The organism is Thermus albus, from assembly GCF_022760855.1.
In the GTDB taxonomy this organism is placed as follows: domain Bacteria; phylum Deinococcota; class Deinococci; order Deinococcales; family Thermaceae; genus Thermus; species Thermus albus.
This window is the reverse complement of the sequence record NZ_JAKTNR010000003.1, coordinates 132,577-154,645: the sequence shown is the minus strand read 5'-3', so window position 1 is coordinate 154,645 and position 22,069 is coordinate 132,577. Positions and strand designations below refer to the sequence as shown.

General features: G+C 63.6%; 13 protein-coding genes and 2 pseudogenes. 6 read left to right on the top strand and 9 right to left on the bottom strand.

What is annotated here, in order from left to right; all coding sequences use genetic code 11:
• Positions 1-5: 5 nt before the first annotated feature.
• Both L0D18_RS04570 and L0D18_RS04565 read left to right on the top strand, forming a co-directional pair.
• Positions 6-458, top strand: a complete 453-nt coding sequence (locus L0D18_RS04570; protein WP_243027637.1) for a CBS domain-containing protein — start codon at positions 6-8, stop codon at positions 456-458.
• The gene (locus L0D18_RS04565; RefSeq protein ID WP_243027636.1) at positions 458-1,621 is read left to right on the top strand and encodes a cation:proton antiporter; all 1,164 of its coding nucleotides are present in this window, start codon (positions 458-460) and stop codon (positions 1,619-1,621) included. The genes L0D18_RS04570 and L0D18_RS04565 overlap by 1 nt, the downstream gene beginning before the upstream one ends.
• Here L0D18_RS04565 and L0D18_RS04560 read toward each other — a convergent pair.
• Entirely contained in the window at positions 1,611-3,221 is a 1,611-nt protein-coding gene (locus L0D18_RS04560) for a transglycosylase SLT domain-containing protein (protein ID WP_243027635.1), read from the bottom strand. The two genes, L0D18_RS04565 and L0D18_RS04560, sit on opposite strands and share 11 nt — an antisense overlap.
• 134 nt (positions 3,222-3,355) lie before the next feature.
• Between L0D18_RS04560 and L0D18_RS04555 the strand changes: the two genes are divergently transcribed.
• Entirely contained in the window at positions 3,356-5,980 is a 2,625-nt protein-coding gene (locus L0D18_RS04555) for a replicative DNA helicase (RefSeq protein WP_479725461.1), read from the top strand.
• Here the strand turns inward: L0D18_RS04555 and L0D18_RS04550 are convergent.
• The 4 genes from L0D18_RS04550 to L0D18_RS04535 form a co-directional block, all read right to left on the bottom strand.
• Positions 5,955-6,518, bottom strand: coding sequence for a protoglobin domain-containing protein (locus tag L0D18_RS04550; protein ID WP_243027634.1), 564 nt, complete (start codon positions 6,516-6,518; stop codon positions 5,955-5,957). The two genes, L0D18_RS04555 and L0D18_RS04550, sit on opposite strands and share 26 nt — an antisense overlap.
• A gap of 86 nt (positions 6,519-6,604) precedes the next feature.
• Positions 6,605-9,991: a molybdopterin-dependent oxidoreductase gene (locus L0D18_RS04545; RefSeq protein WP_243027633.1), complete on the bottom strand. Its 3,387-nt coding sequence runs from the start codon at positions 9,989-9,991 to the stop codon at positions 6,605-6,607.
• Positions 9,991-11,226 (bottom strand): NrfD/PsrC family molybdoenzyme membrane anchor subunit, encoded by a 1,236-nt coding sequence (gene nrfD, locus L0D18_RS04540; RefSeq protein ID WP_243027632.1) that lies wholly within the window; start codon positions 11,224-11,226, stop codon positions 9,991-9,993. Before nrfD ends, L0D18_RS04545 begins: the two co-directional genes overlap by 1 nt.
• A gap of 21 nt (positions 11,227-11,247) precedes the next feature.
• Positions 11,248-12,123 (bottom strand): 4Fe-4S dicluster domain-containing protein, encoded by an 876-nt coding sequence (locus tag L0D18_RS04535; RefSeq protein WP_243027631.1) that lies wholly within the window; start codon positions 12,121-12,123, stop codon positions 11,248-11,250.
• 143 nt (positions 12,124-12,266) lie between these two features.
• Between L0D18_RS04535 and L0D18_RS04530 the strand changes: the two genes are divergently transcribed.
• Genes L0D18_RS04530 through L0D18_RS04515 form a run of 3 tightly spaced genes read left to right on the top strand, consistent with a single transcriptional unit; the run spans position 12,267 to position 15,345 of the window.
• Positions 12,267-13,094 carry a PhnD/SsuA/transferrin family substrate-binding protein gene (locus L0D18_RS04530; RefSeq protein WP_243027630.1) on the top strand — a complete coding sequence of 276 codons (828 nt, stop codon included), beginning with the start codon at positions 12,267-12,269 and terminating at the stop codon, positions 13,092-13,094.
• 2 nt (positions 13,095-13,096) lie between these two features.
• Positions 13,097-14,731 carry a sensor histidine kinase gene (locus tag L0D18_RS11885; RefSeq protein WP_279232179.1) on the top strand — a complete coding sequence of 545 codons (1,635 nt, stop codon included), beginning with the start codon at positions 13,097-13,099 and terminating at the stop codon, positions 14,729-14,731.
• Positions 14,728-15,345, top strand: coding sequence for a response regulator (locus L0D18_RS04515; RefSeq protein WP_243027629.1), 618 nt, complete (start codon positions 14,728-14,730; stop codon positions 15,343-15,345). The genes L0D18_RS11885 and L0D18_RS04515 overlap by 4 nt, the downstream gene beginning before the upstream one ends.
• A 78-nt stretch (positions 15,346-15,423) precedes the next feature.
• On the opposite strand, the gene L0D18_RS04510 is transcribed toward L0D18_RS04515, so the two are convergent.
• From L0D18_RS04510 to L0D18_RS11880, 4 genes and pseudogenes are all read right to left on the bottom strand, one after another.
• Positions 15,424-19,902, bottom strand: a complete 4,479-nt coding sequence (locus tag L0D18_RS04510; RefSeq protein WP_243027628.1) for a glutamate synthase-related protein — start codon at positions 19,900-19,902, stop codon at positions 15,424-15,426.
• Positions 19,899-20,682 (bottom strand): annotated as a pseudogene (locus L0D18_RS04505) (integrase core domain-containing protein); the annotation flags it as partial. The pseudogene L0D18_RS04505 and the gene L0D18_RS04510, both read right to left, overlap by 4 nt.
• Positions 20,678-21,613 (bottom strand): hypothetical protein, encoded by a 936-nt coding sequence (locus L0D18_RS04500; RefSeq protein WP_015717263.1) that lies wholly within the window; start codon positions 21,611-21,613, stop codon positions 20,678-20,680. The pseudogene L0D18_RS04505 and the gene L0D18_RS04500, both read right to left, overlap by 5 nt.
• Before the next feature lie 103 nt (positions 21,614-21,716).
• Positions 21,717-22,013, bottom strand: a pseudogene (locus tag L0D18_RS11880) (helix-turn-helix domain-containing protein); the annotation flags it as partial.
• Between the last annotated feature and the right edge of the window lie 56 nt (positions 22,014-22,069).

Below are 22,069 nucleotides of genomic sequence, written 5' to 3'. Positions count from 1 at the left end.
GGCCCATGAAAGTAGCCGATCTCATGACCCCACACCCCGACACCATCGGCCCAGATGCCACTCTGGAGGAGGCTGCTCGGCGTATCCTGGAGAAGCGCTATGGTAGCCTGCCTGTGGTGGACCAGGAGGGATGCCTACTGGGGCTACTCCAAGTGGAGGAACTCCTGCCCCACCCCGAGAACATACCCTTTTCCGATGTGGAAGCCCTGCAGCTTTTCGGCGAGTGGGTAGCTGGCGACTTTCTAGAAAGCATCTACCAACGTTACCAGCAAACCCCGGTTAAGGCGGTCATGCGCACCGAACTGCCCCGCATCCACCCCGAAGACCCCGTGGGAAAGGCCCTGGAGGCCCTCTTGAAAAGCGACATCCGCCATCTACCGGTGACGGACCAGGAAAACCGCGTGGTAGGCATCCTAACTCGTAGCGACTTCCTCAAGCTCATCCTTAGGAGGCAGTGATGCACGGAGCCGGGCACATCCTAGAGGTCTTCTATCTCATAGTGGCAGCCCAGTTGCTGGCCTTTCTATTTAAGCGCCTTAACCAGCCCGTGGTCATCGGGGAGGTACTGGCCGGCGTCCTGGTGGGCCCGGCCCTCTTGGGCCTGGTGCACGAGGGCGAGATACTGGAGTTCATCGCTGAGCTCGGGGCCATCTTCCTCCTCTTCATGGTGGGTTTGGAAACCCGGCTTAAGGATATCCTCGCCGTGGGCAAGGAGGCCTTCTTGGTGGCCGTCTTGGGGGTGGCCTTCCCCTTTCTGGGGGGTTACCTCTTTGGCCTGCAGATCGGCTTTGCCACCCTGCCTTCCTTGTTCTTGGGCACCGCCTTGGTGGCCACCAGCGTGGGGATCACCGCCAGGGTGCTGCAGGAGCTTGGAGTGCTCTCCCGCCCCTACGCCCGGGTAATCCTGGGAGCCGCCGTCATTGACGACGTGTTGGGCCTGATCGTGTTGGCGGTGGTGAACGGGGTGGCCAAAACCGGGCAAGTGGAAACCGGTGCCATCCTGCAGCTCATCCTGCTCTCCGTGGCCTTCGTGGGCCTGGCCGTGGCCCTTTCACCCCTCTTTGCCCGCCTACCCTTGGAGAGGCTTCCTGTAGGCAGCCCCATGGGCTTCGCCCTGGCCTTGGGAATCGGCATGGCGGCCTTGGCCGCTTCCATCGGCCTGGCCTCCATCGTAGGCGCCTTCCTGGGAGGGATGCTCCTTTCCGAGGTGCGGGAAAAGTACCGGCTGGAAGAGCCTATTTTCGCTATTGAAAGCTTCCTAGCCCCCATCTTTTTCGCCATGGTGGGGGTACGGTTGGAGCTTTCCGCCCTCATCTCCCCCGCCACCCTGGTGGCGGGGAGCGTGGTGACAGTCATCGCCATCCTGGGCAAAGTGTTGGGCGGTTTCCTGGGGGCCCTGACCCAAGGGGTGCGCTCGGCCCTCACCGTGGGGGTGGGCATGGCCCCCCGGGGGGAGGTGGGGTTGATCGTGGCCGCCCTGGGGCTTGCCGCGGGAGCGGTCAACGAGGAGGAGTATGCCATTGTGCTTTTCATGGTGGTCTTCACCACCCTCTTCGCCCCCTTTGCCCTTAAGCCCCTCATCGCCTGGACCGAAAGGGGCCTGCGCCAGGCTAAGGAATAGCCCGGTAGGCGGCATAGGCGGAAAGCACCTGGGCCAGGTACTCCCGGGGCTCATCCCTATCTTGGAAGCGGAGAAAGGCATAGAGGTTCCCTTCCCGGGCGAGGCCCCTTAGGGTATAGCCGATGCCGCCGTTATAGGCGGTGACCGCGCAGGCCACTTGCTCCAGACCCCTGTAGGCGGCGCAGCGCTCCAGGAGCCAGCGCAGGTGGCAGGCGGCGTAACGGATGCTGGCCTCGGGATCAAAAGGATCGGCGGGAGCTTCACCCAACATGCGGGCCACATCCGCCCAGGTGCTCCTTAGGAACTGGCCCAGGCCCAAGGCCCCCGTGGGGCTTACCGCCAGGGGGTCAAAGCGGCTTTCCACGTGGAGAAGGGCGTACAGCAGATTGGGGTCAAGGCTTTCCTTTCGGGCATACCCTTCCACCCACTCCCGGTAGGGACGGGGATAGGCCAAGGCGGTGGGCCAGGCGGCCCGGATGCCCTCCCGGTAAGCTCCCAGGCGGTAAAGGAGGGGCACCAGGGCTGGCCAGTCCTTAGGCCTTTGCCAAAGGGCGTAGCGCACCACCCCCCGGGCCCACTCCCCTTTGCCGCCTGCCAGGAGTGCCTCCGCCAAAGGGGTTTCGGGAGAGGAGGATAGGACAGGAGCGGGAGGCGGGGGCTCGGGCACCTTACCCACCAGGAGGCCAAGCCCCCCGGAAAGGAGGGTCCAGGCCTCCTTTTGCACCCCCACAAAACCCAACTTCCCCGCCAGGAGGTAGGCCCTTAGGGCGGCGTCATCGGCGTAAGGGCTGCTCCCACCGGCCAAGGTGAGGTAAAGGGGAAGGGCCTCCCCCTTAAGGCCTTGCCGCTCTAGCAGCCCCGCAGCCCGCCAAAGGCCTTCTGGGGTGCTTTGCCGGTAGGCCTGTACCGCCTCGAGGACCCTCCCCATCTCCTCCAGGATCCGCCCCTGGGCGTAGCGGCTTTCCGGGTGGGGGTAACGGGCCAGGACTTCCAAGGCCTCCTCCCTTCGCCCAAGCCGCCAAAGGGCGTAGCCCAGGCCCAGGTATCCCCTCGGGTCTTCCAGGGCCCAGGCCTGGTAGTGGGGCAAAGCCTCCTGGAAGCGCCCCAAGCGGAAAAGCGCCTGGGCGTGGAGGTCCGGGCGCACGCCTTCGGGAAGAACCCTGAGCAGCGCCTCATAGGCCCTACCCCGGAATAGGGCCAACCAAAGCCTTTCCCCTTCACCCAGGGAGAGGAGGGCTTCCACAGCCTCTCTTTCCGGCAGAAGCTTCTCCCAGGCGGAGAAGGCCCGGGGGTCTTGGGCCTGTTGCAAGAGGCGCGCCGCCTTGCGCCAAGCCTCCTTGGCCTCCCCGCCCGGTTCAAAGGCCCTTACCCCTTCCAGGAAGAGGGCGTAGCGCCAAGCATACTCCGCCCGCTCCGCCAAGGGCACCTCCTCCCGGTCCACAAGGAGCCAGCCTGCCAGCATCCGGGCATACCCCTGGCCCCCCAAGGCCACCTGGCGCACCTCCTCTACCTTTCCTCCTTCCAAGGTGGCAAAGGGCTCGGGAAGGCCTTGGGCATGGCAGGAAGCCAGGGTTAGGCAGAGAAGTAGAAACCCGCGCACACCCCAACCCTAGCAGAAACCCCAGGAAAAGCCTGGGGCCTAGGCCTCATCTAACCCCTAAGAAGGCCAATGCTTTCCTTGGCGGTAGAGCCCCCTAGCCAAACCCCAGGCCTCGGCGTAGCCTGGTAGGGCCTATGGCTATGGAAGGACGTATTCCCCCCCACAGCCTCGAGGCGGAACAGAGCGTCCTGGGGGCCATTCTCCTGGATTCGGACGTCCTGGACGAACTGGAAGGCCTCCTCCCCTCCCCCGAGGCCTTTTATGCCGAGGCCCACCGCAAGATCTATGCGGCCATGCAAACCCTGAGGTCCAAAGGGAGCCCCGTGGACCTGGTGACCCTGGCGGAGGAGCTTTCCCGTCGGGGGGAGCTGGAAGGGGTTGGGGGGTTGAGCTACCTGGTGCAGCTTTCCGAGGCCACCCCCACCGCCGCCTATGCGGAGCACTACGCCCGCATCGTGGCGGAGAAGTGGACCCTAAGAAAGCTCATCCAAGCAGCGGGGGAGGCCATGCGCCTGGCCTATGAGGAGGCGGGAAGCCTGGATGAGATACTGGACACCGCAGGGAAAAGGATCCTCGAGGTGGCCCTCACCCAGACGGATACCGAGGCCCGGGCCATACGGGAGTTAGTCCACGAAACCTTTGAGCACATAGAGTCCCTCTTTCAAAACAAGGGAGAGGTGGCCGGGGTGCGCACCGGCTTCAAGGAGCTGGACCAGCTCATCGGCACCCTGGCCCCGGGCTCCTTAAACATCATCGCCGCCCGCCCCGCCATGGGAAAGACCGCCTTCGCCCTCACCATCGCCCAAAACGCCGCCCTAAAAGAGGGGGTGGGGGTGGGGATCTACTCCTTAGAGATGCCCGCCTCCCAGCTCACCTTACGCCTCATGTGCTCGGAGGCCCGGATTGATATGAACCGGGTGCGCCTGGGCCAGCTCACAGACCGCGACTTCTCCCGCCTGGTGGACGTGGCGGGAAGGCTTTCCGAGGCCCCCATCTACATTGACGACACCCCGGACCTCACCCTGATGGAGCTTAGGGCCCGGGCAAGAAGGCTTAGGAGCCAGCACGACGTGGGCCTATTGATCATAGATTATCTCCAACTCATGTCTGGCCCCGGGGCCGGCAGACAAGGGGAAAACCGCCAGCAGGAGATCGCCGCCATCTCCCGTGGGCTTAAGGCCCTAGCTCGTGAACTCAACGTGCCCGTGATTGCCCTAAGCCAGCTTTCCCGGGCGGTGGAGGCCAGGCCCAACAAGCGTCCTATGCTTTCGGACTTAAGGGAGTCGGGCTGCTTGGCGGGAGACACCTTAGTCCAGCTGGCCGATGGCTCAAGGAAACCCATCCGCGACCTGGTAGGCAAGTCCGGATTTCAAGTTCTGGCCCTCAACGAAGCTACCTTGAAGCTAGAAGCGGCCACGGTGAGCCGGGCCTTTGCCACAGGGGTAAAACCCGTCTACGCCCTGACCACACAACTGGGACGCCGCATCCGCGCCACCGCCAACCACAAGTTCCTAACCCCAACGGGATGGAAGCGCCTGGATGAGCTTCGGCCTGGGGACTGGGTAGCCTTGCCTCGCGGGTTGGATATAGTTACCCAACACACCCTTAGGGACGAGGAGCTCGCCCTTCTCGGGCACCTCATCGGGGATGGTTGTACCCTACCCCGTCACACCCACCAATACACAACGCGAGACCCAGACCTTGCCCACGGGGTAGTTCAACTGGCTAGGACCGTGTTTGGAGATGCGGTCAATCCCCGGATCAAGGCTGAACGGGGGTGGTTCCAAGTCTACCTGAGCGCAAGCCGGCGCCTTGGGAAGGGTATCCGCAATCCCATAGCGGAGTGGTTGGAGGAGCTCGGGATCTGGGGACTAAGGGCTCACGAAAAGCGGGTGCCGGAACCGGTATTCCATCACCCTCCCTCTGCCATCGCCCGCTTCCTCCGTCATCTTTGGTCTACGGATGGGTGCATTCACATCTTGAAAGGGGAAAAACCTTACCCAAGGGTTTACTATGCCACCAGTAGCGAAGCGCTGGCTTTGGACGTTCAGACCCTTTTGCTTCACCTGGGCATTAACTCCCGCATTCGGCGCGTTTCGCAAAAGGGAAGGGGCCGCGACCAGTTCCACGTCATCCTCACTGGACACCACGACCTAAGTACTTTCCTCAATCAGGTGGGCGCCGTGGGTGCCCGTCAGGCTAAAGCTGTAAAGGAAGTGGAGGTTTACCTTCAAAGTCACAACAGCAATCCTAACCGGGATGTGATCCCTGTAGAGGTATGGTTGCCTGCCATTCGGCCCGTGTTACAGGTATCAGGGCTTTCCCAGAGGGAACTCTACCGCGCCGTGGGCGTGGCCTACGCAGGCAGCACGCTCTTTAGACAAAACCTAAGCCGGGACCGGGCCCTGCGAATGGCCCATGCTCTGAAATGGGAGACCTTAAGCCAGCTGGCTACCAGCGATGTTTACTGGGACAAGGTGGCCTCCATCCAGCCGGATGGGGTGGAGGAGGTATTTGACCTCACTGTCCCCGGTCCACACAACTTCGTTGCCAACAACATCATCGTCCACAACTCTATTGAGCAGGACGCGGACCTGGTCATGTTCATCTACCGGGACGAGTACTATAACCCCCATTCGGAAAAGGCGGGCATCGCCGAGATCATCGTGGGCAAGCAACGCAACGGCCCCACCGGCACCGTGGAGCTCCAGTTCCACGCCGCCCACGTGCGCTTCAACGACCTGGCCCGGGAGCCTTGAGGAGGGTGGCCGCCCCTTGGGCTAGGGCCTCCTTGAGGTCCCGGTGGCCCAAGGCCAAACCCAAGGAGAGGGCCTCGAGGTAGCTCTCCTCAATAAGGGCAACCTCTATGGCAAGGATCTTCTCAAAGGCCTCCACGGCCCCGTAAACCTCCGGGCCCCGTAGGGCGGAGCGCAGGTGTTCTAAGGAAATCTCCTGCACGATGCCCATGGCGGGGACCATGGCCCGGGGGCCTATCCCCAGCCTGGCATGCACCAAGCCGATGCGCCTCCTCCCCTCCGCATAGGTCTGGTCGTAGACACCGGCAAAAAGCTCCCCATACCAGCGGGCGAAGGTGCCGTAAAGCCGCTCCACCCTTCCCGGTACCGCGTGGAGGATCTCCCTAAGCTCGCTATCCTGCCCCAAGTAGTCGTAGAAGGCCAAGGCCACCTCGGGGGCCAAAGGAATCATCAAGGCTCCCAACTCTTGGAGCATGGCCGCATGCGCCTCGGTAAAACCGGTGCGGCGCTTGAGGAGGTCCAGAAGGGCCCCGGGGTCCACGGGACAAATGTACTTGGCCCGGCCTCGCCGTGTCTAGGGTAAAAGCCCCAGGGGAGGGGGGTCCCCTGGGGCTTTTCCTCCGTTCCTTAGGCCCTGGGGTCCAGCCCTAGCCTAAGGGCCACCTCCCGCCGCAGGGCCTCGGGGTCCAGCTCCCCGCGGGCCGCCTTCAGAGCCTTTTCCCTAATCTCCTCAGCGCTCACCCCCTCCGGCCCACCCAGGGCCGCCTTCCGCACCCCCTCCCCATAGGTCCCGGCCTCCTCGAGGGTGGGGCGCACCAGACGCACCTTGGAATCGTAGAAGACGGCGCTTCCCCCGGTCAGGTCCGAAAGCCCCACATCCTTCAGCACCGGGTCCACCCGCATGGCGGCGTTGGCGTGGATGCCCGTGGCCCTACGGGGATCGGCCTTGATCACCTGGCCGTTGATCTCCAGGTCGCTGGCCCCGTAGGCCCAGTGGCCGAACCCCAAGGCGAAGGCGATGTGCCCGGGGCGGATGCCCTCCATGACCTTCAGCTTGCCCACCATGGGCTTCTTGCCCAAGGGCCCCAAGTCCCAAACCCCTTCGGGGTTGCTGGCGGAAACCACCTTGACCAGCTCCCTATCCTTAAAGCCCAACCGCCTGGCGTCCTCGGGATGGATGGCGATGTAGTTCTCGGGGGTGATGTTGAGCAGCCAGTAGTTGGAAATGGTACGGCTCTTGGTCATGGTGACCCAGCGATGGGTGATCAGGTTGAGGTCAAAATCCTCGCCATCCTGGATGGGCTGGCCCAAGGCATCCGTGTAGGGAGGGAACAGACGGGGTAGAGGCCAGTAAGGCTTTCCGGTCATGCTGTTTTTGGTCTTGGCGTGTTTTTCCAGGTACAGGTTGATCTGCCTGCCATAGGGGTTGGCCACGGTACCGTCAGGTCTGAAGGCCTTCTCAAACCGTTGGAAACGCCCGCCACGGTTCAGGACGTACACGGCCCGCCGGAAGAGGCCCTCATCCCCGATGGCCGCCTTCCACTTCTCCAGGTCAAACACCGAAGGGGGCAGGTGGCGGCGGGCCTTCTGGAAGATCTCCAGCTCCCGGTCATCGGCCTCGGGCACCGCCTCCGAGCCATCGGCCTTCTCCCCGAAGGCTAGGTTGGCCACCAGTTTTAGGTAGAAGTCCTCAGGCCTGCGGAAGGGCATGCCGTTTTTGAACCCCTTTTCCCCAAACCCCGGCATACCCAAGTACTCCGCCAGGGCCAGGAAGAAGGCCTCTGCGGAGATGGGCATCTTCTCCCCAAAAACCTCCACCTCCTCGGGAATGGGGGGTATCGCGGGCTGGCGGATGGTCTGCACCTTCCACACCACGTTGGGGTGGCTACCGTGGAACTCCCAGCGCTCCAGGTAGGTGAGATCAGGGATGATGTAATCGGCATACAGGTAAGTATCCCCCACCACGATGTCAAAGGCCACGATCAGGGGGATCTTTTCCGGATCCAGCATGGCCTGGATCTGGGTATGGCCAGCGGGTAGGGCGTAAGCGGGGGAACCCATGTAGTGGAAGAGAATCTTCACCGGGTAGGGGTACCCCTGGGCAGCGGAGGGCAGGATCTCCTGGTAGACGTCGGAGCTATGGGGGAACCAGGGCCGCTTAGCAGGATATCCCTCAAAAAGGGTGGTTTTCTCGTATTCCACCTCGTGGCGGATCAGGCTGATGCCAAAGGGCTCCAGCTTCTTGGGGTGGAGCTTCTCCATGTAGAAGGGCCCCTCCGCCTTCTTACCCACGATGTCGTAGGTACTGGCGCGCACAAGCCCCCCATGGTGGTCGTAGTTGCCGATCAAGGCGTTCAAGACATTCCAGGCAAAAGTGTTGTAGAAGCCGTTGGTGTGTTGGCTGACCCCACGGTGGATGTCCACCACCGCCTTCTTGCCATGGCTGGTGAACTCGTAGGCTAGCCAGACGATGTCCTCCGGCGTGACGCCCGCCAACTTTGCCCACTCCTCTAGGCTTCGGCTGAAGGCCTCCTCCCGGATAAGCTGGAGGGCGCTTTTCACCCGGATGCCCTTAAGGGTGGTGTCCACGAAGAGGTCCCCGAAGACGGGCTGGTCCTCGCTCTGCGGGTCTACCGGGGTGGGTTTGCCCTGCACCAGGACCATGGGGTGGTCAAAAACCACCTCCTTGCCGTCCAAGATGCGGACCTCCGGGGCCATCCCCAGGTGGCTCATGCGCAGGAGCTTGGTGGGGAAACCTTTCTCGTCTATCTCCACCAGCCAGGTGGCGTTGGTCCAGCTGGGCTCGCCGAGGGCCTTGGCCGCTCCCTTGTTGGCCGCAGAGAGGAAGCGGGCATCAAACCGCCCCTTCTCAAACATCCAACGCATCATGCCAAAGGCCACGGCGGCGTCGTAGCCCGCTTTGGTGGGAATCCACTTGACGGCGTGGGCCACCCCCTTCTGGGCTCGAGGGTCCAGCACCACATACCTTAGCTTCCCCGTGGCCGCTCCCTGAGTCACCTCCTTTACCCTCAGGGGTGGACCATAGTTCCCCTCAAAGATATTGGCTCCCACGAAGATCACAAACTCCGCTCCCGTGAGATCCGCCTGCCAGTAGAACTTCTCCCCCCCTGTCCAGGTGTAGGCCCCCTTCTTCTCGTCGTAGGCCAGCTGGTAACTCATGGCCTTACCCGTGAAGTAGAGGGAGCCCTGGCAAACCGTGGTATGCCCGTGGAAGTTCGCTGAGCCTAGGCTGTTTTGGAAGAACCACTTGAAGAACTCGCTGCGCCCGGCCTTAAGGCGGCCATAGGCAAAGACCGCCTGGTTGTTCTTGGGCCCGAGGTCGGGGTGGTCGGGGTCAATGAGCGTGTGCAGGTGGTCCTTAAACTCCTCCTTAAAGCGCTCCACCAAAGCTTTTTTCTTATCCCGATCCTTCTCCTGCCAAATCTCCTCCACCCGGGCCTTCATGGCCTTCATCACCTCCGGGTCCTTAAGGGCCCAGATGTCCTTCAGGCCCGGGTAGTCCCGCTCGTCCCCAATCTCGGCGAAGAGCTTCCCCCCCTCGGCGATCTCCTTCACCGCCTGCGCAAAGGGGATCTCCTTCCACTTGCCGCTACCCCTGGGGCCAGCCCGCTTCAAGACCTTGCGGATGCGGTAGGGATCGTACACGGTCTGCAAGCCCGTCTGCCCTTTGGGGCAAATCCCCCCATCCACCTTGGCCGCCCTTTCCAAAGACGTCTCCAGGGGAAGGTGGGGGTAGAGGGTCCAGGGAGCATAAGGGCTTCCGTCAATCTTGGCCGCCACCCCCTCGTAGAGCTTGACCTTAATGGGGCAACCGGTGTTGCACTGCAAACAGACGGAGTAGATCTGGTTCTCGGGATCGTTCAAGGGGTAGAAACCGGGAGCCCTCTGGGCCGCTGCCTCGGCCTGGGAAAGAAGCTCCGTGGCCTTCTCGCCCAGAAGAACCCCGCTTCCGGAAAGCACGCCCAGCTTCAAGAGTTCGCGCCGGGAAAGCATCACGCCACCTCCTTAAGAAGCTTGCCCTCAATCACGGGCAAAACGCGCACCAAGATGTAGGTCACCGTAAAGCCTAAGACCACGGAAAAGACCACCACGCTCCACTCAAACCACGTGGGGAGGTAGGTAAAGGTAAGGCGATGGTCGTGGTAGGCATGCACCAAGCCCTCCAACTTCGGATGGACCAGGCTGGGGATAACCAGGTTGAGGCGGATGGCCAAGAAGGTAACCGCCACCAGGAGGCTGGCAAGGCCGATGGCGCCAATCCGGCCCCGGAGTCCAAGAGCCAGTAGCAGAAGGACGGGAACCACCACCCCCAGGAGGATATGGAACACCCAGTACACGTACCAGAAAGGCCCAAAGAGGGTGTTCCAAAGGGCCCGGAACTCAGGGCCCACCCCATACCACATGGGGATGGAGTACTCCGCCCACTCCAGGAGGAGGTCAAAGAGGATGAGCCCTAACACCACCCGGCCCAGAAGAAGGCTTATCTCCCGCCAACGTTCGTCCTTCCGGGGCCAGAAGAAGACGTACGCCGCAGTCATTAGGGCCCCACCCGAGAGGAGGGCCCCCGTGAGGAAGAGGATGGGGTAGATGGGGCTATGCCAGAGGTCCTGGGCCACCACCGTACCAAAGAGAGCACCCACCCCCCCGTGGAAGGCAATCGCCAAGGGTACGCCAATAGTTCCCAACACTCTCAGAACCCGTTCATCCCTATGAACTTCCTCTTCGGTAAAGGGCGTTTCCCGACCTCCCGTGAGAAGGCGGGCCAGAAACCCGGTAACGCCTCCCCGATCCGTATAGTGGGGCAGATAGCGCCTTAAGGCAAAGTAGAGCTCCAAAAGAAGGAGCAGGCCATAGGCGGTATACAGCCACACCATCCAGGCCATCATGGAGCGGAAGTTGGGCCTCAGGTAGACGTAGTAAAAGCGCTCCATGTGCCCCAGGTCAAACCAGATGGTGATGAGGGCCATGAGCAGGCTGGCCAAGGCCACCACCAGGGCCAGGGGGGCGATGGGCTCCAGCTTGCGCACCCCAAAGACATAGACCAAGGCGGAAAGCAAAAAGGCCCCCGCCGAAAGGCCAATAAAGTAGATGTAGGCAGCCACCCATAAACCCCAGGGCACATAGCTGCCGTAGCCCGCCAAATGGTGACCCGTGACGAAACGCAGGATAAACCCCGCAAGGCCTATGGCCGCCAGAACCCCGTATAGGATCCAACCCCAAGCGCGCATCCTTATCCTCCTTTACGCCCTTTACACCAGGTAGTAAACCCTGGGCTCGGTGCCCAACTCCTCCTTAAGCCGCATGACATTAGGCTGATGAATGAGCTGGAAAACCAGGCTTTCCGGATCGGAACCGTCCCCAAAGAAGGTGGCCCGGCCAATGCAGGTGGTAACGCACTGGGGCAAAAGCCCATGCTCTATGCGGTGCAGGCAGAAGCTGCACTTCCGGGCATTGCCCACGGGGCTTTGGGGGATTACCCCCTCCTTGCGCACGCGCACCTCCCCCCACTCAAAGGTGGGGAGTTCCTCGTAGGGCATATGCCCTTGGCCGGGGGTATCCTGCGTCCAGTTTTCCCCGAAGTCAAAGGTGCGGGCCTGATAGGGACAGGACACCAAGCAGTAGCGGCAACCGATGCAGGCGTCGTAGTCAATCTCCACGATGCCATCAGCCCGCTTCCAGGTGGCCCCCACCGGGCATACCGGCACGCAGGGAGGGTTATCGCACTGCATGCAGGGCCGGGGCAGGAACCGCCAGCTCACCTCGGGATATTTCCCGATCTGTTCCTCAATCACCGGACGGTAGACCACGCCAGGGGGTAGCTTGTTCTCCACCGCACAGGAGACCGTGCAAGCGTGGCAGCCCACGCACTTGCGGGTATCGATCACCATCACCCACTTGGGGGTAGTGCCCTTGTTCAGGGCCCGCTCCAGGTCCCGCTGCATGCGTACCAAGACGTCCTCGTACTCCAACTCGGGTAGGATGGGCCCATCCGGGGGTCTTGGGGGAAGTTCCACCTTTACCGGCTCGGCCCCGGCCTTCACCGGCTGGCCTCCCAGCACCATGCCGGCAAAGACCGTGGAGGCTACCTTTTCCAAAAAGGCCCTGCGGCTTTCCAACTCGCTCATACCCACCTCCAAAGGCAGCTTAGAAAAGGAGGAAAGGGCCTTCATCAGCGTTTCTCCGACAGCCCAGCTGGACGGGTGTCCTCGGGAAAAAACCTACAAGCTCTAGGACCTTTGTCCTGGGAAAACCCAGGCATACTAAAGGCATGGCCCGGGTATGGCCCCTGGTGCTGCTCCTGTTAGGGTGTGCCCGCCCCCCGGAAGCCGGACCCTTGGTTCCCCTTCCCCAGGTGCGCCTCGAGGAGGAAGCCCCGCTTAACATCGCCATGGCGGGAATCCTCTCCCCCAAAAGGAGCTACCCCTACTGGACCCTGGCCCAGACCCTTTGGCCTGAGGCCAGGGTCCTGGGAAGGCGGGGGTACAAGGAAGTGCTGGAGCTTTTGCAAAAGGGCCAGGCTGACATGGCTTTCCTCTGCACCTTTGCTGCAGCCAAGGCGGTGGCGGAGGGCTACGGGGAGGTGATTGCCAGCTCGGTTCCCGCGCCCTGGACCCGGTACCGGAGCGTGATCATCGTCAGGGCGGACTCCCAACGGGCTAGCCTCATGGACCTGGCGGGGGCCACCATGGCCTTTGTGGATCCCCTTTCCAATACGGGCTACATCCGCCCCATCCAGGCCCTTAAAAAGTTAGGCTACCGCCCAGAGGCCTACCTCGGCAAGGTCCTCTTCACCTATGCCCATGATCGGGCGGTGGAGGCGGTGATCCGGGGCCTGGTAGAGGCGGCAGCGGTGGACGGGATGGTGCTGGATGCCCTGGAGCGAAAGAACCCGGAGCTAAAGGCAAGGATCCGGGTCATCTGGGAGGGCCCTGAGGACCCACCCCCGCCCGTGGTGGTGCGAAAGGGGTTAGCCCCAGAGGTTCAACGGGTTCTTCTGCAACGCCTACAAGAAGCCGGGCAACTTCCAGAGGCGGGCATAGCGGGCTTCGTCCCCGCCAACAGTGGGGTTTATCGGAGCTTCCTGGAGGGGTTTTAGGCATGAAGGGAAGCCTCCGCACGCGACTTTTGGCCACCTTTGCCCTGGGCATGCTCTTCTTGGGAGCGGGGCTAGGAGGAACCGCCTTGTACCTGGTGAAAACCGGCCTGGAAGCTAGCCTCGAGGCCCAAGGCCGTGCCCAGACCCATTACCTGGCCCAACAGCTGGAGGAGGATCTCCTTTTGAACGACCTTTACGCCGCCTTTCGCCAGCTGGAAGCCCTGAAGGGGGAAGGGGTGCTGGGCTTCATCCTGGACCCCAAGGGGGAGGTGTTGGTGCACTCCTTCCCCGGGGGGTTTCCCCTAAACCTCAAGACCCTAGAGGGTCGCTTCCGCTTCCAGGGGGAAACCTACAGGCTCTACCGCAGCCCCATCGGGGATGGCGGCGTGGGCCTTCTGGCCCTGGCCTTCCCCGAAACCCCCCTTTGGCAGAAGCTAACCCACCTTTTGCTCCTGGGAGCCTGGATGGCCCTGGGGGTAGCGGCCCTGGCCTTTTTCCTGGTAAGCCGGGCCGCGGACCAGTTCCTCAAGCCCCTCGAGGCCTTGGTCCATGGCGTGCAGGCCTGGCAAGAAGGAAAGGAGGCCCCCCTTCCCAACCCTGGCGGGGAGCTTAGGGTCCTGCACAAGGCCCTGGTGGCCTACCGGGAAGGGGTGCGGCAACGAGAACAGGAACTGTCCACCCTTAACCAGGTGGCGGAAGCGGTGAACCGGGCGGAAACCCCGGAAGGGGTGTTGCAAAACGCTCTGGAAGCCCTGGCTCAAAGCGGCTTCTTTCGCTGTGGAGAAGCGCGGCTGGGAGACACCTTGGTGGGCAAGGTTCTCTGTCCCTATCCAGAGGGTCAAACGTGCCCTTTGTCCCAAAATGGACCGGAACCCTACATGCTGGAGCTCACCGGGGCCCAAATCCTCCTTGACACCGAGGCTCCCCCGGCCTTCCTGGAAGCCATCAAGGCCCCCATAGAAGCCGGCCTTCACCGGGCCCGGTACACCCAGGCCCTAAAGGAAAGGGCCCAGGAGCGGTCCCAGCTCCTCAAGGCCCTCATCCAAGCCCAGGAGGCGGAAAGGGCCCGCATCGCCCGCGACCTCCACGACCAGATCGGCCAGATCCTCACCGGCATAGACCTGGGCCTCAAGGCGGTAAAGGAAGGACGGCTGGAGGCGGTGCCGGCTCTCCAGGAGCTGGTGCGAACCGCCATCCAGGACGTGCGCCACCTCTCCCGTTCCCTGCGCCCTTCCGCCTTGGATACCTTGGGCCTCGAGGCCGCCTTAAAGCGTATGGCCGAGGAGTTCCAGGAAAGAACCGGAATCCGGGCGAATCTCCTTTGCCGCCTAAAGGGCCGCCTTCCGGAAACCCACGAAACCGCCCTGTACCGGGTGGTGCAGGAGGCCCTTACCAACGTGGCCCGTCACGCCCAGGCAAGGCAGGTGTCCGTGGTCTTGCAACAGGAAGGGGACGAGATCAGCCTGGTGGTGGAGGATGACGGCCAGGGTTTCCCTCCTCAGGCCCAGCCCGGTCTCGGAATCCTTGGCATGCGGGAGAGGATAGAACTCCTGGGAGGTCGGTTCCAGATGGAAAGCCTTCCCGGCTTCGGAACCACCCTTTATGCCCGTATTCCCCTCAAGGAGGTAAAGGCATGATCCGGGTGTTTTTGGTGGACGACCACCCTGTGGTCCGGGCAGGGGTGCGCTACCTCCTGCAGAACAAGGTGGAGATCGTAGGGGAGGCGGAAACCGGCCAGGAAGCCCTAGCCAAGATCCCCCAGGCCAAGCCCCAGGTGGTGGTCCTAGACATCGCCTTGCCCGACATGGACGGCATCCAGGTGGCGGAAAAGCTCAAGGCCCTCTACCCGGAAGCCCGGCTCCTGGCCCTGTCCATGTATGCAGAGCCGGAGTATGCGGAGCGCTTCCTCCAAGCCGGGGGCTCGGGGTACCTGCCCAAGGACGCCATCGAGCGGGAGCTGGAGGATGCCGTGCTGGCGGTGGCCCGGGGGGAGCATTACCTGCCGCAAGACCTCCTCTACCGCATGATCCAGGCCCAGACCGGCCGTAAACCCGGCCCAGAGGTCCTCACGGAAAGGGAACTCATGGTGGTCCGCTATCTAGCCCAAGGCCTCTCCTACAGGGAAATCGCCGAGGCCATGGGTATCTCGGAAAAGACCGTGGCCACCTATCGGGAGCGGGCGGCGGAGAAGCTGGGCCTGAAAAGCCGGGCGGAGCTGGTGCGCTGGGCGGTGGAGGAAAAGCTGGTGTGATTCCACCCCACCCCGGCTTTCGCCAAGGTGGGGTCCGGTAAAGCCCTTCTACCGGCCTACCCTTAGGGAGAAACGGGACTACTCCGTGCTCACCCCTTGCTCCACCTGTTGCGCCACAGGCTCCACCATGCGGAAGTGCTGGGCGGGGTCCTCGAGGAGCCTCTCCAAGCGCCTGGCCTTCTCCTCCCGCTTGGCCTCCTTGAGGATCCGAATGTAAGCGGAAAGGAGCTCCTTCACGTCCTCCACGCCCCTTAGGTCCAAAGGCTTCACCGCCACCTTGGCCCCCTTGGCCAGACGGCGCTTCATGGCCTCCTCCGTGAGGCCCATCTCCGGCCAGTGGCGCAGGTAGACCCGCCCCCCGGTCATGCCCGAGCAGATCCAAGGCCCCGGGTCCCCCAGGACCAAGGCCCGCCCCCGGGTCATGTACTCAAAGGCAAACCCCTTGGCCTGGGCCCGGGCGGCCAGGTTGCCCAGGTCATCCCGCAAGGGCCTTTCCGGCTCCCCACCCAGGACCACATCCGCCCCGGAAAGCCGGATGCAGAAGCGGCTGTCCGCCACCCCCTCCACGATGAGGAGGCCCCCGATGGCCCCGTAGGCGAAGCTCTTGCCCACGGAGCCGTCCACATAGGCCCCGTAGGGGTTCCGCCCCTTGAGGATGGCCACGGTGCCCCCAAAGGCGCTCTTGGCCACCCCGTCTTGGGCCCCGCCCTCCACCACCACCTTGAGGCCCTCGAGGTTAAAGGCCGCCAGGCCATTCCCGGCAACGCTCCCCGCATCAAAGCGGAGCTCCACCTCGGCATCAAAACCCTTGCCATAAAGGCGCCTTCTGGCCATCTCCCCCGCCAGGTGGGCCCCCAAGGCGCGGTCGGTGGAGTTCACCGGTCCCTCCTGGAACACCAGCCTGCGGGCCCCCTGGCCGTAAGCCTCCATCACCACCTCGGTGATGGTGCGGGTGAGCTGGTTCAAGGGCTTTCGCAGCACATGGGCCGAGGTGTCCTTGAGCCATTCGGGCTCCTCCACCGGCAGGAAGAAATAAGAGAGGTCCAGCTCCCCCAGGTGGTCCCGCTGGTAAAGGAGGTCCACCCTCCCCCTAAGCTCCCTCAAGGAACGGGCCCCCAAGGCGGCCACCAGCTCCCTTAGGGCCTCCCCCTTGGCCTCAAAGAAACGGGTGAGCCCCTCCACCGCCCGGTCCAGGTCCTGGGGCACAAAGCGCTTCAGGCCATGGGCCAGGGCCTCCTCCACCGTCTCAATCTGGGTGGTGATGCCCACGTGGCAGGTGTCCAGCTGGCACCCCCGGCAGATGGTGCACCCGATGGCCACCATGGCCATGGTGGCCATGCCCACCCGGTCCGCCCCAAGAAGGACCATACGGAGCACGTCATAGGCGGTCTTCAGGCCGCCATCCGCCCAGATCTCCACCCGGTCGCGAAGCCCAGCCCGCACCAAGGCCCGGTGGGCCCGGCGCACCCCGATCTCCACGGGAAGCCCCGCATACTTGAGGGCGTGGAGCCTGGCGGCCCCCGTTCCCCCCTCAAACCCCGAGAGGGTGATGACATCCGCCCCCGCCTTGGCGATCCCCACGGCGATGGTGCCAATACCGGGGATGACGGGCACCTTCACCGAGACCAGGGCCTTGGGGTTCACCGTCTTGAGCTCCTCAATCAGCTGGGCCAGGTCCTCGATGGAATAGAGGTCGTGGTTGTTGGAGGGGCTGATAAGGTCCACCCCGGGCACGGCGTTGCGGGCCGCGGCCACCTTGGGGGAGACCTTCTTCCCCGGCAGGTGCCCCCCCTCTCCCGGCTTGGCCCCCTGACCGATCTTGATCTCAATGACGCTGGCGGAGTTCAGCATGTAGGCGTGGACGCCAAACCGGCCCGAGGCCACCTGCTGCCCCCGCCAGTGGGTGTACTTGCCCAGCATGTCGGGGATCTCCCCCCCTTCCCCGTTGATGCAGAGCATGTTGAGGCGCTTGGCCGCCTCCACGTAGGCGCGGAAAGAAGCCTCCCCTTGGGAGCCAAAGCTCATGGCGCTGATGAGGAAGGGCAAGGAGTGCCCCCCCACGGAGAGGTCCACCTCCTCCGGGGAAACCTCGCTCCTTTCGGGGAAGCGCACCTCCAGAAGCTGCCTGGCCGCCACCGGGCTTTCCCTTTCCAGAGAGCGGACCTTTTCCTGGAAGTGGCTGTAGGGAGCCTGGCCGCTGGCCACCTCCTGGGCCGCCTTGTAGATCCGGGGGTTGAAGCGGAAGTCCTTGGCGGGAAGGACCTTTTCCGCCCGCAAGAACCCCTCCCGCTCCAAGAGGGTGCGCTCCAGCTCCAAAAAGCCATACCCCCCGGTTTCCGAACCCAGGAAGTTCCGGGTGCCGAAGTAGTCAGCCAGTTCCGGTTTAAGCCCGATGGCGCTGAAGATCTTCCCGTAGCCCCTTAGCTCATGGATGCCCATGGTGGAGATGACCTTTTCCAGGCCCTTGCGCAGGGCCTCGAGGACCCCTGCCACCCCCTTCCTCCCCTCCAGGGAGCGGGCCTTTTCCTCCATGAGCCAAGGGGCCACCGCCTCCGCCCCCAGGCCCAGGAGGAAGGCCACGTCGTGCAGGTTCCTCACCCCCCCGGAGTGCACCAGGAGGGAGGTGCGCCGCCTTAAGGCCACCCCCTCGGCATCCCGCCGCAAAAGGGCCCGGTTCACCGCCGCCAGGGCCAGGGCGATGTCGATCCATACCCCCCCTTGGAAGGCCTCCCGGTCGGAGAGGATGAGGACCTCAGCCCCCTCCTCCACCGCCCGGATGGCCTCCTCCTCCAGGCGCCTTAGCCCCGCCAAAAGCCCCTCCTCCACGGTGAACTGGGGCACCAAGGTGGCGGTCTGGAAACGGGCCTTTACCTCCTCCAAGGTCAGGGTGCCGAAGCTTTCCGCCAGGCCCTGGTCCTCCTCCAAGACGATGGGCAAAAGAAGCTCCTCTACCCTGCCCCCACCCCGGCCGTCGGGCAAGGGGCGCCGGCCCAGGAGGGTGCGGGTGGAGAAGTGCTCGATCTCCCGCTCCCGGTCAATGGCCGGGTTGGTCACCACGGCCACGGTTTCCTTGAAGAACTCGGAGAGGTTGGGCTTTTCCGGATTTAGGGCGGCCAAGGGGCCATCGTAACCCAGAGAGCCGATGGGCTCGTTGCCGGTTTTGGCCAGGGCCTCGAGGTAAGCGGCATCCCACCGGTCCCAGCCAAAGGCCCGCTCCAGGCCCAAGGGGGGCGGGGCGGGCTTCTCCTCCACCTGGGGTTCGCTTCCCCCGGCCACAGGAGGGGGAGACTGGCGGATGGGGCCAGCCAGATGGATCCGGTACCCCGCCACCGGGGTGCGGGCGGCGATGCGCTCCAGCACCAGGCGCTGGTGCCGGTCAAAGGGAAGGACCTTAGGGCCTTCCGGGGTGAGGCGCAGATACACCTTCTCCCCAGGGGCCAGGGGCTTGGGCTCGGTCACGAACTCCTCGGCGTTGAAAACCCCCCTTTCCGAGGAGAAAACGATCTCGTAGGGGGTTTCAAACTGCCAAAGGGGCCTTAGACCCATGGCATCCGTGGCAAAGACCGCCTCGTCCCGGTGGCGGCTCACGATGGCGGCAGGCCCTTGGGCCAAGGGGCCGAAGCGTTGCCTTAGGGCCAGGTAAAGGTCCTGAAGCTCCGGGGCCAGGCCCTTCACCTCCCCCAGCACGGGAGGAAAGACCAGGTCCATGGCCTCGGGCAAGGAGAGGCCGTAGCGGTAGATGAGCCCCTCCAGCATGCGGTTGAGGTCCTGGGAGTCCGAGCCCCCGGTGCGGGGGATGCCCAGGTGGTCCAGCTCCCGCCTCAGGCGCTCAATGGTGTTGATCTCCCCGTTGTGGCCCAGAAGGCCAAAGGGCTGGACCTGCTCAAAGGTGGAGAGGGTGTTGGTGGAATAGCGGTTATGGCCCAAGGCCACGGTGCTCTTGAACTCGGGGCGGGAAAGCTCGGGGTAGTAGCGCTTCAAAAGCTCCGCCGCCCCCCGCACCTTGTAGACCACGCTATAGGTGGAAAGGGAGACCACGTGGACGGGGAAACTGGCCTCGAGCCGCAGGCCCAGCTCCCACAAGGGGCCGTCCCCATCGGGGCTAAGCCCTGCCACCTGGAGGAAGATGGGCTCCGTGCGCCGCCCCACCGGCCCCAGAACCTCGCTCACCACCTCCCCCCGGCGGAAGAGGACCGGCCGCACCCCAAGCCGCTGCCCCTCCCGCCGCACCAGCTCGTAAAACTCTTCTAGGCGCTCGGCCGCATCTTTAGGCAGGAAGAAATGCCCCACGAAGAAGCGGGGATTGAAGGCCAGCTCCGGCTCCAGTCCCGCCCCTTCTAGGAAGCGGGCCCATAGCTCCCGGGGAATGTCGGTTTGGATACCTGTCCCATCCCCTTCTCCCCGGATGGCCCCCGCCCGGTGGGCCATGCGGTATAGGCTTTCCAGGGTCCTCCGCACGATGCGGTGGGAGGGCTTGCCGCTTTTTTCCGCCATGGCGATGATGCCGCAGGCATCCTGGCCTAGGGGGATATCCGGGTAGGCTTCCTTCCAGGTCATCTTGGGGCTCCTTCTTTACACTTGGGGTTTGGTGTAGGCAAAGGTATGCACGTCGTTCTTGGGATTATACACCCCCGGGGGGATAGGGTCAAGAACCTGTAGTCGGCCAACACATCTGAGACTCCTGGGGGACCGACTCCCTCCGCATCTTAGCCAGGTATTCCAAAGGGGCCAAACCCCCTAGAGCCCGGTGCGGCCTCCGCCGATTGTAGTAGTCCAGGTAAGCGTTAAGCTCCCTCTGGAGCTCAGGAATCCCAGACGGCAACGACCGGGTGTAGAACTCGTCCCTGAAGGTCCGTTGTATGCGCTCCACGTGACCGTTGAGCTTGGGGCTCCTGGGAGGCAGCACGAAGAGCCGGATGCCCAACCCCTCGCAGGCCTTTTCAAACCCGGCCATGAACTCAGCCCCCCCGTCCACCTGGATGGCCGGATGGGAAAGGGCGCTTGCGCAATCAGGTAGGCCAGGAAGCCGGCCGCAAGGTCGGCCGTAGCCCGGGTGTGCACCTCCGCCAGCGCAAAGCGGGTGGCAAGGTCCACGGCCGAGAAGTGCCGGATCATCTCCCCGGGTCCTAGGGTGACGGTGAAGGTGTCCACCTGGATGAGGTCGCCCGGCGCTTGGGCCTCGTAGCCCTTGGGCTTCCTTTGGGCGTAGGGACGCCGGGGTTTCCTCCTTGCCTTCCCCCGCCGGGCCCGCGCCGAAAAGGCAGCCACGCTCGCCACCCTCCCTAGCCTCTCCAGGTAGGCCAGGATGCGCCCCACCGTGCGCTCGCTCACCTCAAAACTTGCACCTCCCGCATATCCCGCATAAACACGCATCTTCTACCCCTTTCCCTGGAGGTGGAGGCCAGAGCCCCAGGAGCGAGAGCTCGCGCGAAAGGATCAGGGCCACCGGCTCAGGAAAGAGCCGTCTCGCCGCCTCCCACCAGGTACACCCTTTCTCCTCAGAGGCCAGCTTTACCCAGTGGGCCAGCAGGTAGGCCAGGGGGGAAAGCACCAGAAAACGGTGCACCCCCAAAGCTGTCCGCTGCCCAAACTGACCCAGGGAGAACTCGCTTTTCATGGCCTTGAAGAAGTGCTCGATGCTAAACCGCCGCATCCCTACCACCGCCTCCAATCCCAGCTCCCTGACCCCCCGCAAAAACCGGATGGTGCCGAATGCGGTATCGGCCACCACCCGCACCCGGAAGGCCTTCCGCATCCAAGGGGGCAGGGAGGCTAAGAGCCTGAGGGCCAGGAGGGAGAGGCTCTTTTCCCCCTTGCCCCGCCATACGCGGTAGCTCCAGGGGATGCGGAGCTCGCCGTGGACCAGGTAGACCACCCCCAGGTGGAGGCCCCACTTGCCGTGGAAGAAGGAGAGAGGCAGGGCCCTGAGGAGGCCCCGCTTCTCCAGGGTGACCAGGTCCAGGACCACCAGGAGCCTGGGCTTGGGACCCCGTCTGGGCCTGGCGCGGTCCAGGGCCCTTTCCGCCTCCCTTCGGGCGAGGCGGATGAGGGTGCGGGTGGGCCAGGCATACCGGTTGAAGAAGCGGGAGAGGGCGGCTGCTTTCCCGTGAGGGAAACACCTTGCGGGGGACTTGGTCTGGCTGTGCTGGGGTCTGGCTTTGCCGTGGCCCTGCAAGAGCAGGAGGAGGAGGGCTTCGAGGGACTCCTGGAGGTGGGGGCTTGGCAGAAGGGCTAGGATGGCCGAGAGTAGGTACTGGGCTGTGGGCATGGCACCCGTCATCAGACGGGAAACCCGCAGCCCTTTTCAAGTGCCCCGGTTGCATAGGGTTGAGAGGGATGGATAAGTGCAAGTTTTGAGTCACCCCAAAGCCCTCCTTCCTCAAAGCCTCCACCTTCAGGAGAAGCTCAGGAGTCCAGTGTCGCTTCCGCCGCAAGCGTTTGGGGCGCCTGGACCTGGGGACCAAACCCTTGAGCCCCTCTTCCTTGAGCCTCCTCTTCCAACGGTGGTAGGTGGCCCGGCTGAGGCCCACCAGGTCCTGGACCTCTTCCCAGTCCACCCCGTGGCGGCGTAGGGTCTCCACCTGCTTGAGCTTGCGCAGGCGTTCCTTGACTTTGGGGTCGCCGGCTTGAGCCTCGGCGAGCTGGAAGGCGAGCTTGGCCCCTCTTATGACCTCTTTGCTAACTGTGGCAAGCTGCGCTTGGGGGACCTCCTTTCGGAGTCGGT

What these genes read in the sequence shown, in the direction of transcription:
- L0D18_RS04570 (WP_243027637.1), top strand. Translation starts at nt 6, where the DNA reads ATGAAAGTAGCCGATCTCATGACCCCACACCCCGACACCATCGGCCCA.
- L0D18_RS04565 (WP_243027636.1), top strand. Translation starts at nt 458, where the DNA reads ATGCACGGAGCCGGGCACATCCTAGAGGTCTTCTATCTCATAGTGGCA.
- L0D18_RS04555 (WP_479725461.1), top strand. Translation starts at nt 3,356, where the DNA reads ATGGCTATGGAAGGACGTATTCCCCCCCACAGCCTCGAGGCGGAACAG.
- L0D18_RS04545 (WP_243027633.1), bottom strand. Translation starts at nt 9,991, where the DNA reads ATGCTTTCCCGGCGCGAACTCTTGAAGCTGGGCGTGCTTTCCGGAAGC.
- nrfD (WP_243027632.1), bottom strand. Translation starts at nt 11,226, where the DNA reads ATGCGCGCTTGGGGTTGGATCCTATACGGGGTTCTGGCGGCCATAGGC.
- L0D18_RS04535 (WP_243027631.1), bottom strand. Translation starts at nt 12,123, where the DNA reads ATGAGCGAGTTGGAAAGCCGCAGGGCCTTTTTGGAAAAGGTAGCCTCC.
- L0D18_RS04530 (WP_243027630.1), top strand. Translation starts at nt 12,267, where the DNA reads ATGGCCCGGGTATGGCCCCTGGTGCTGCTCCTGTTAGGGTGTGCCCGC.
- L0D18_RS11885 (WP_279232179.1), top strand. Translation starts at nt 13,097, where the DNA reads ATGAAGGGAAGCCTCCGCACGCGACTTTTGGCCACCTTTGCCCTGGGC.
- L0D18_RS04515 (WP_243027629.1), top strand. Translation starts at nt 14,728, where the DNA reads ATGATCCGGGTGTTTTTGGTGGACGACCACCCTGTGGTCCGGGCAGGG.
- L0D18_RS04510 (WP_243027628.1), bottom strand. Translation starts at nt 19,902, where the DNA reads ATGACCTGGAAGGAAGCCTACCCGGATATCCCCCTAGGCCAGGATGCC.
- L0D18_RS04500 (WP_015717263.1), bottom strand. Translation starts at nt 21,613, where the DNA reads ATGCCCACAGCCCAGTACCTACTCTCGGCCATCCTAGCCCTTCTGCCA.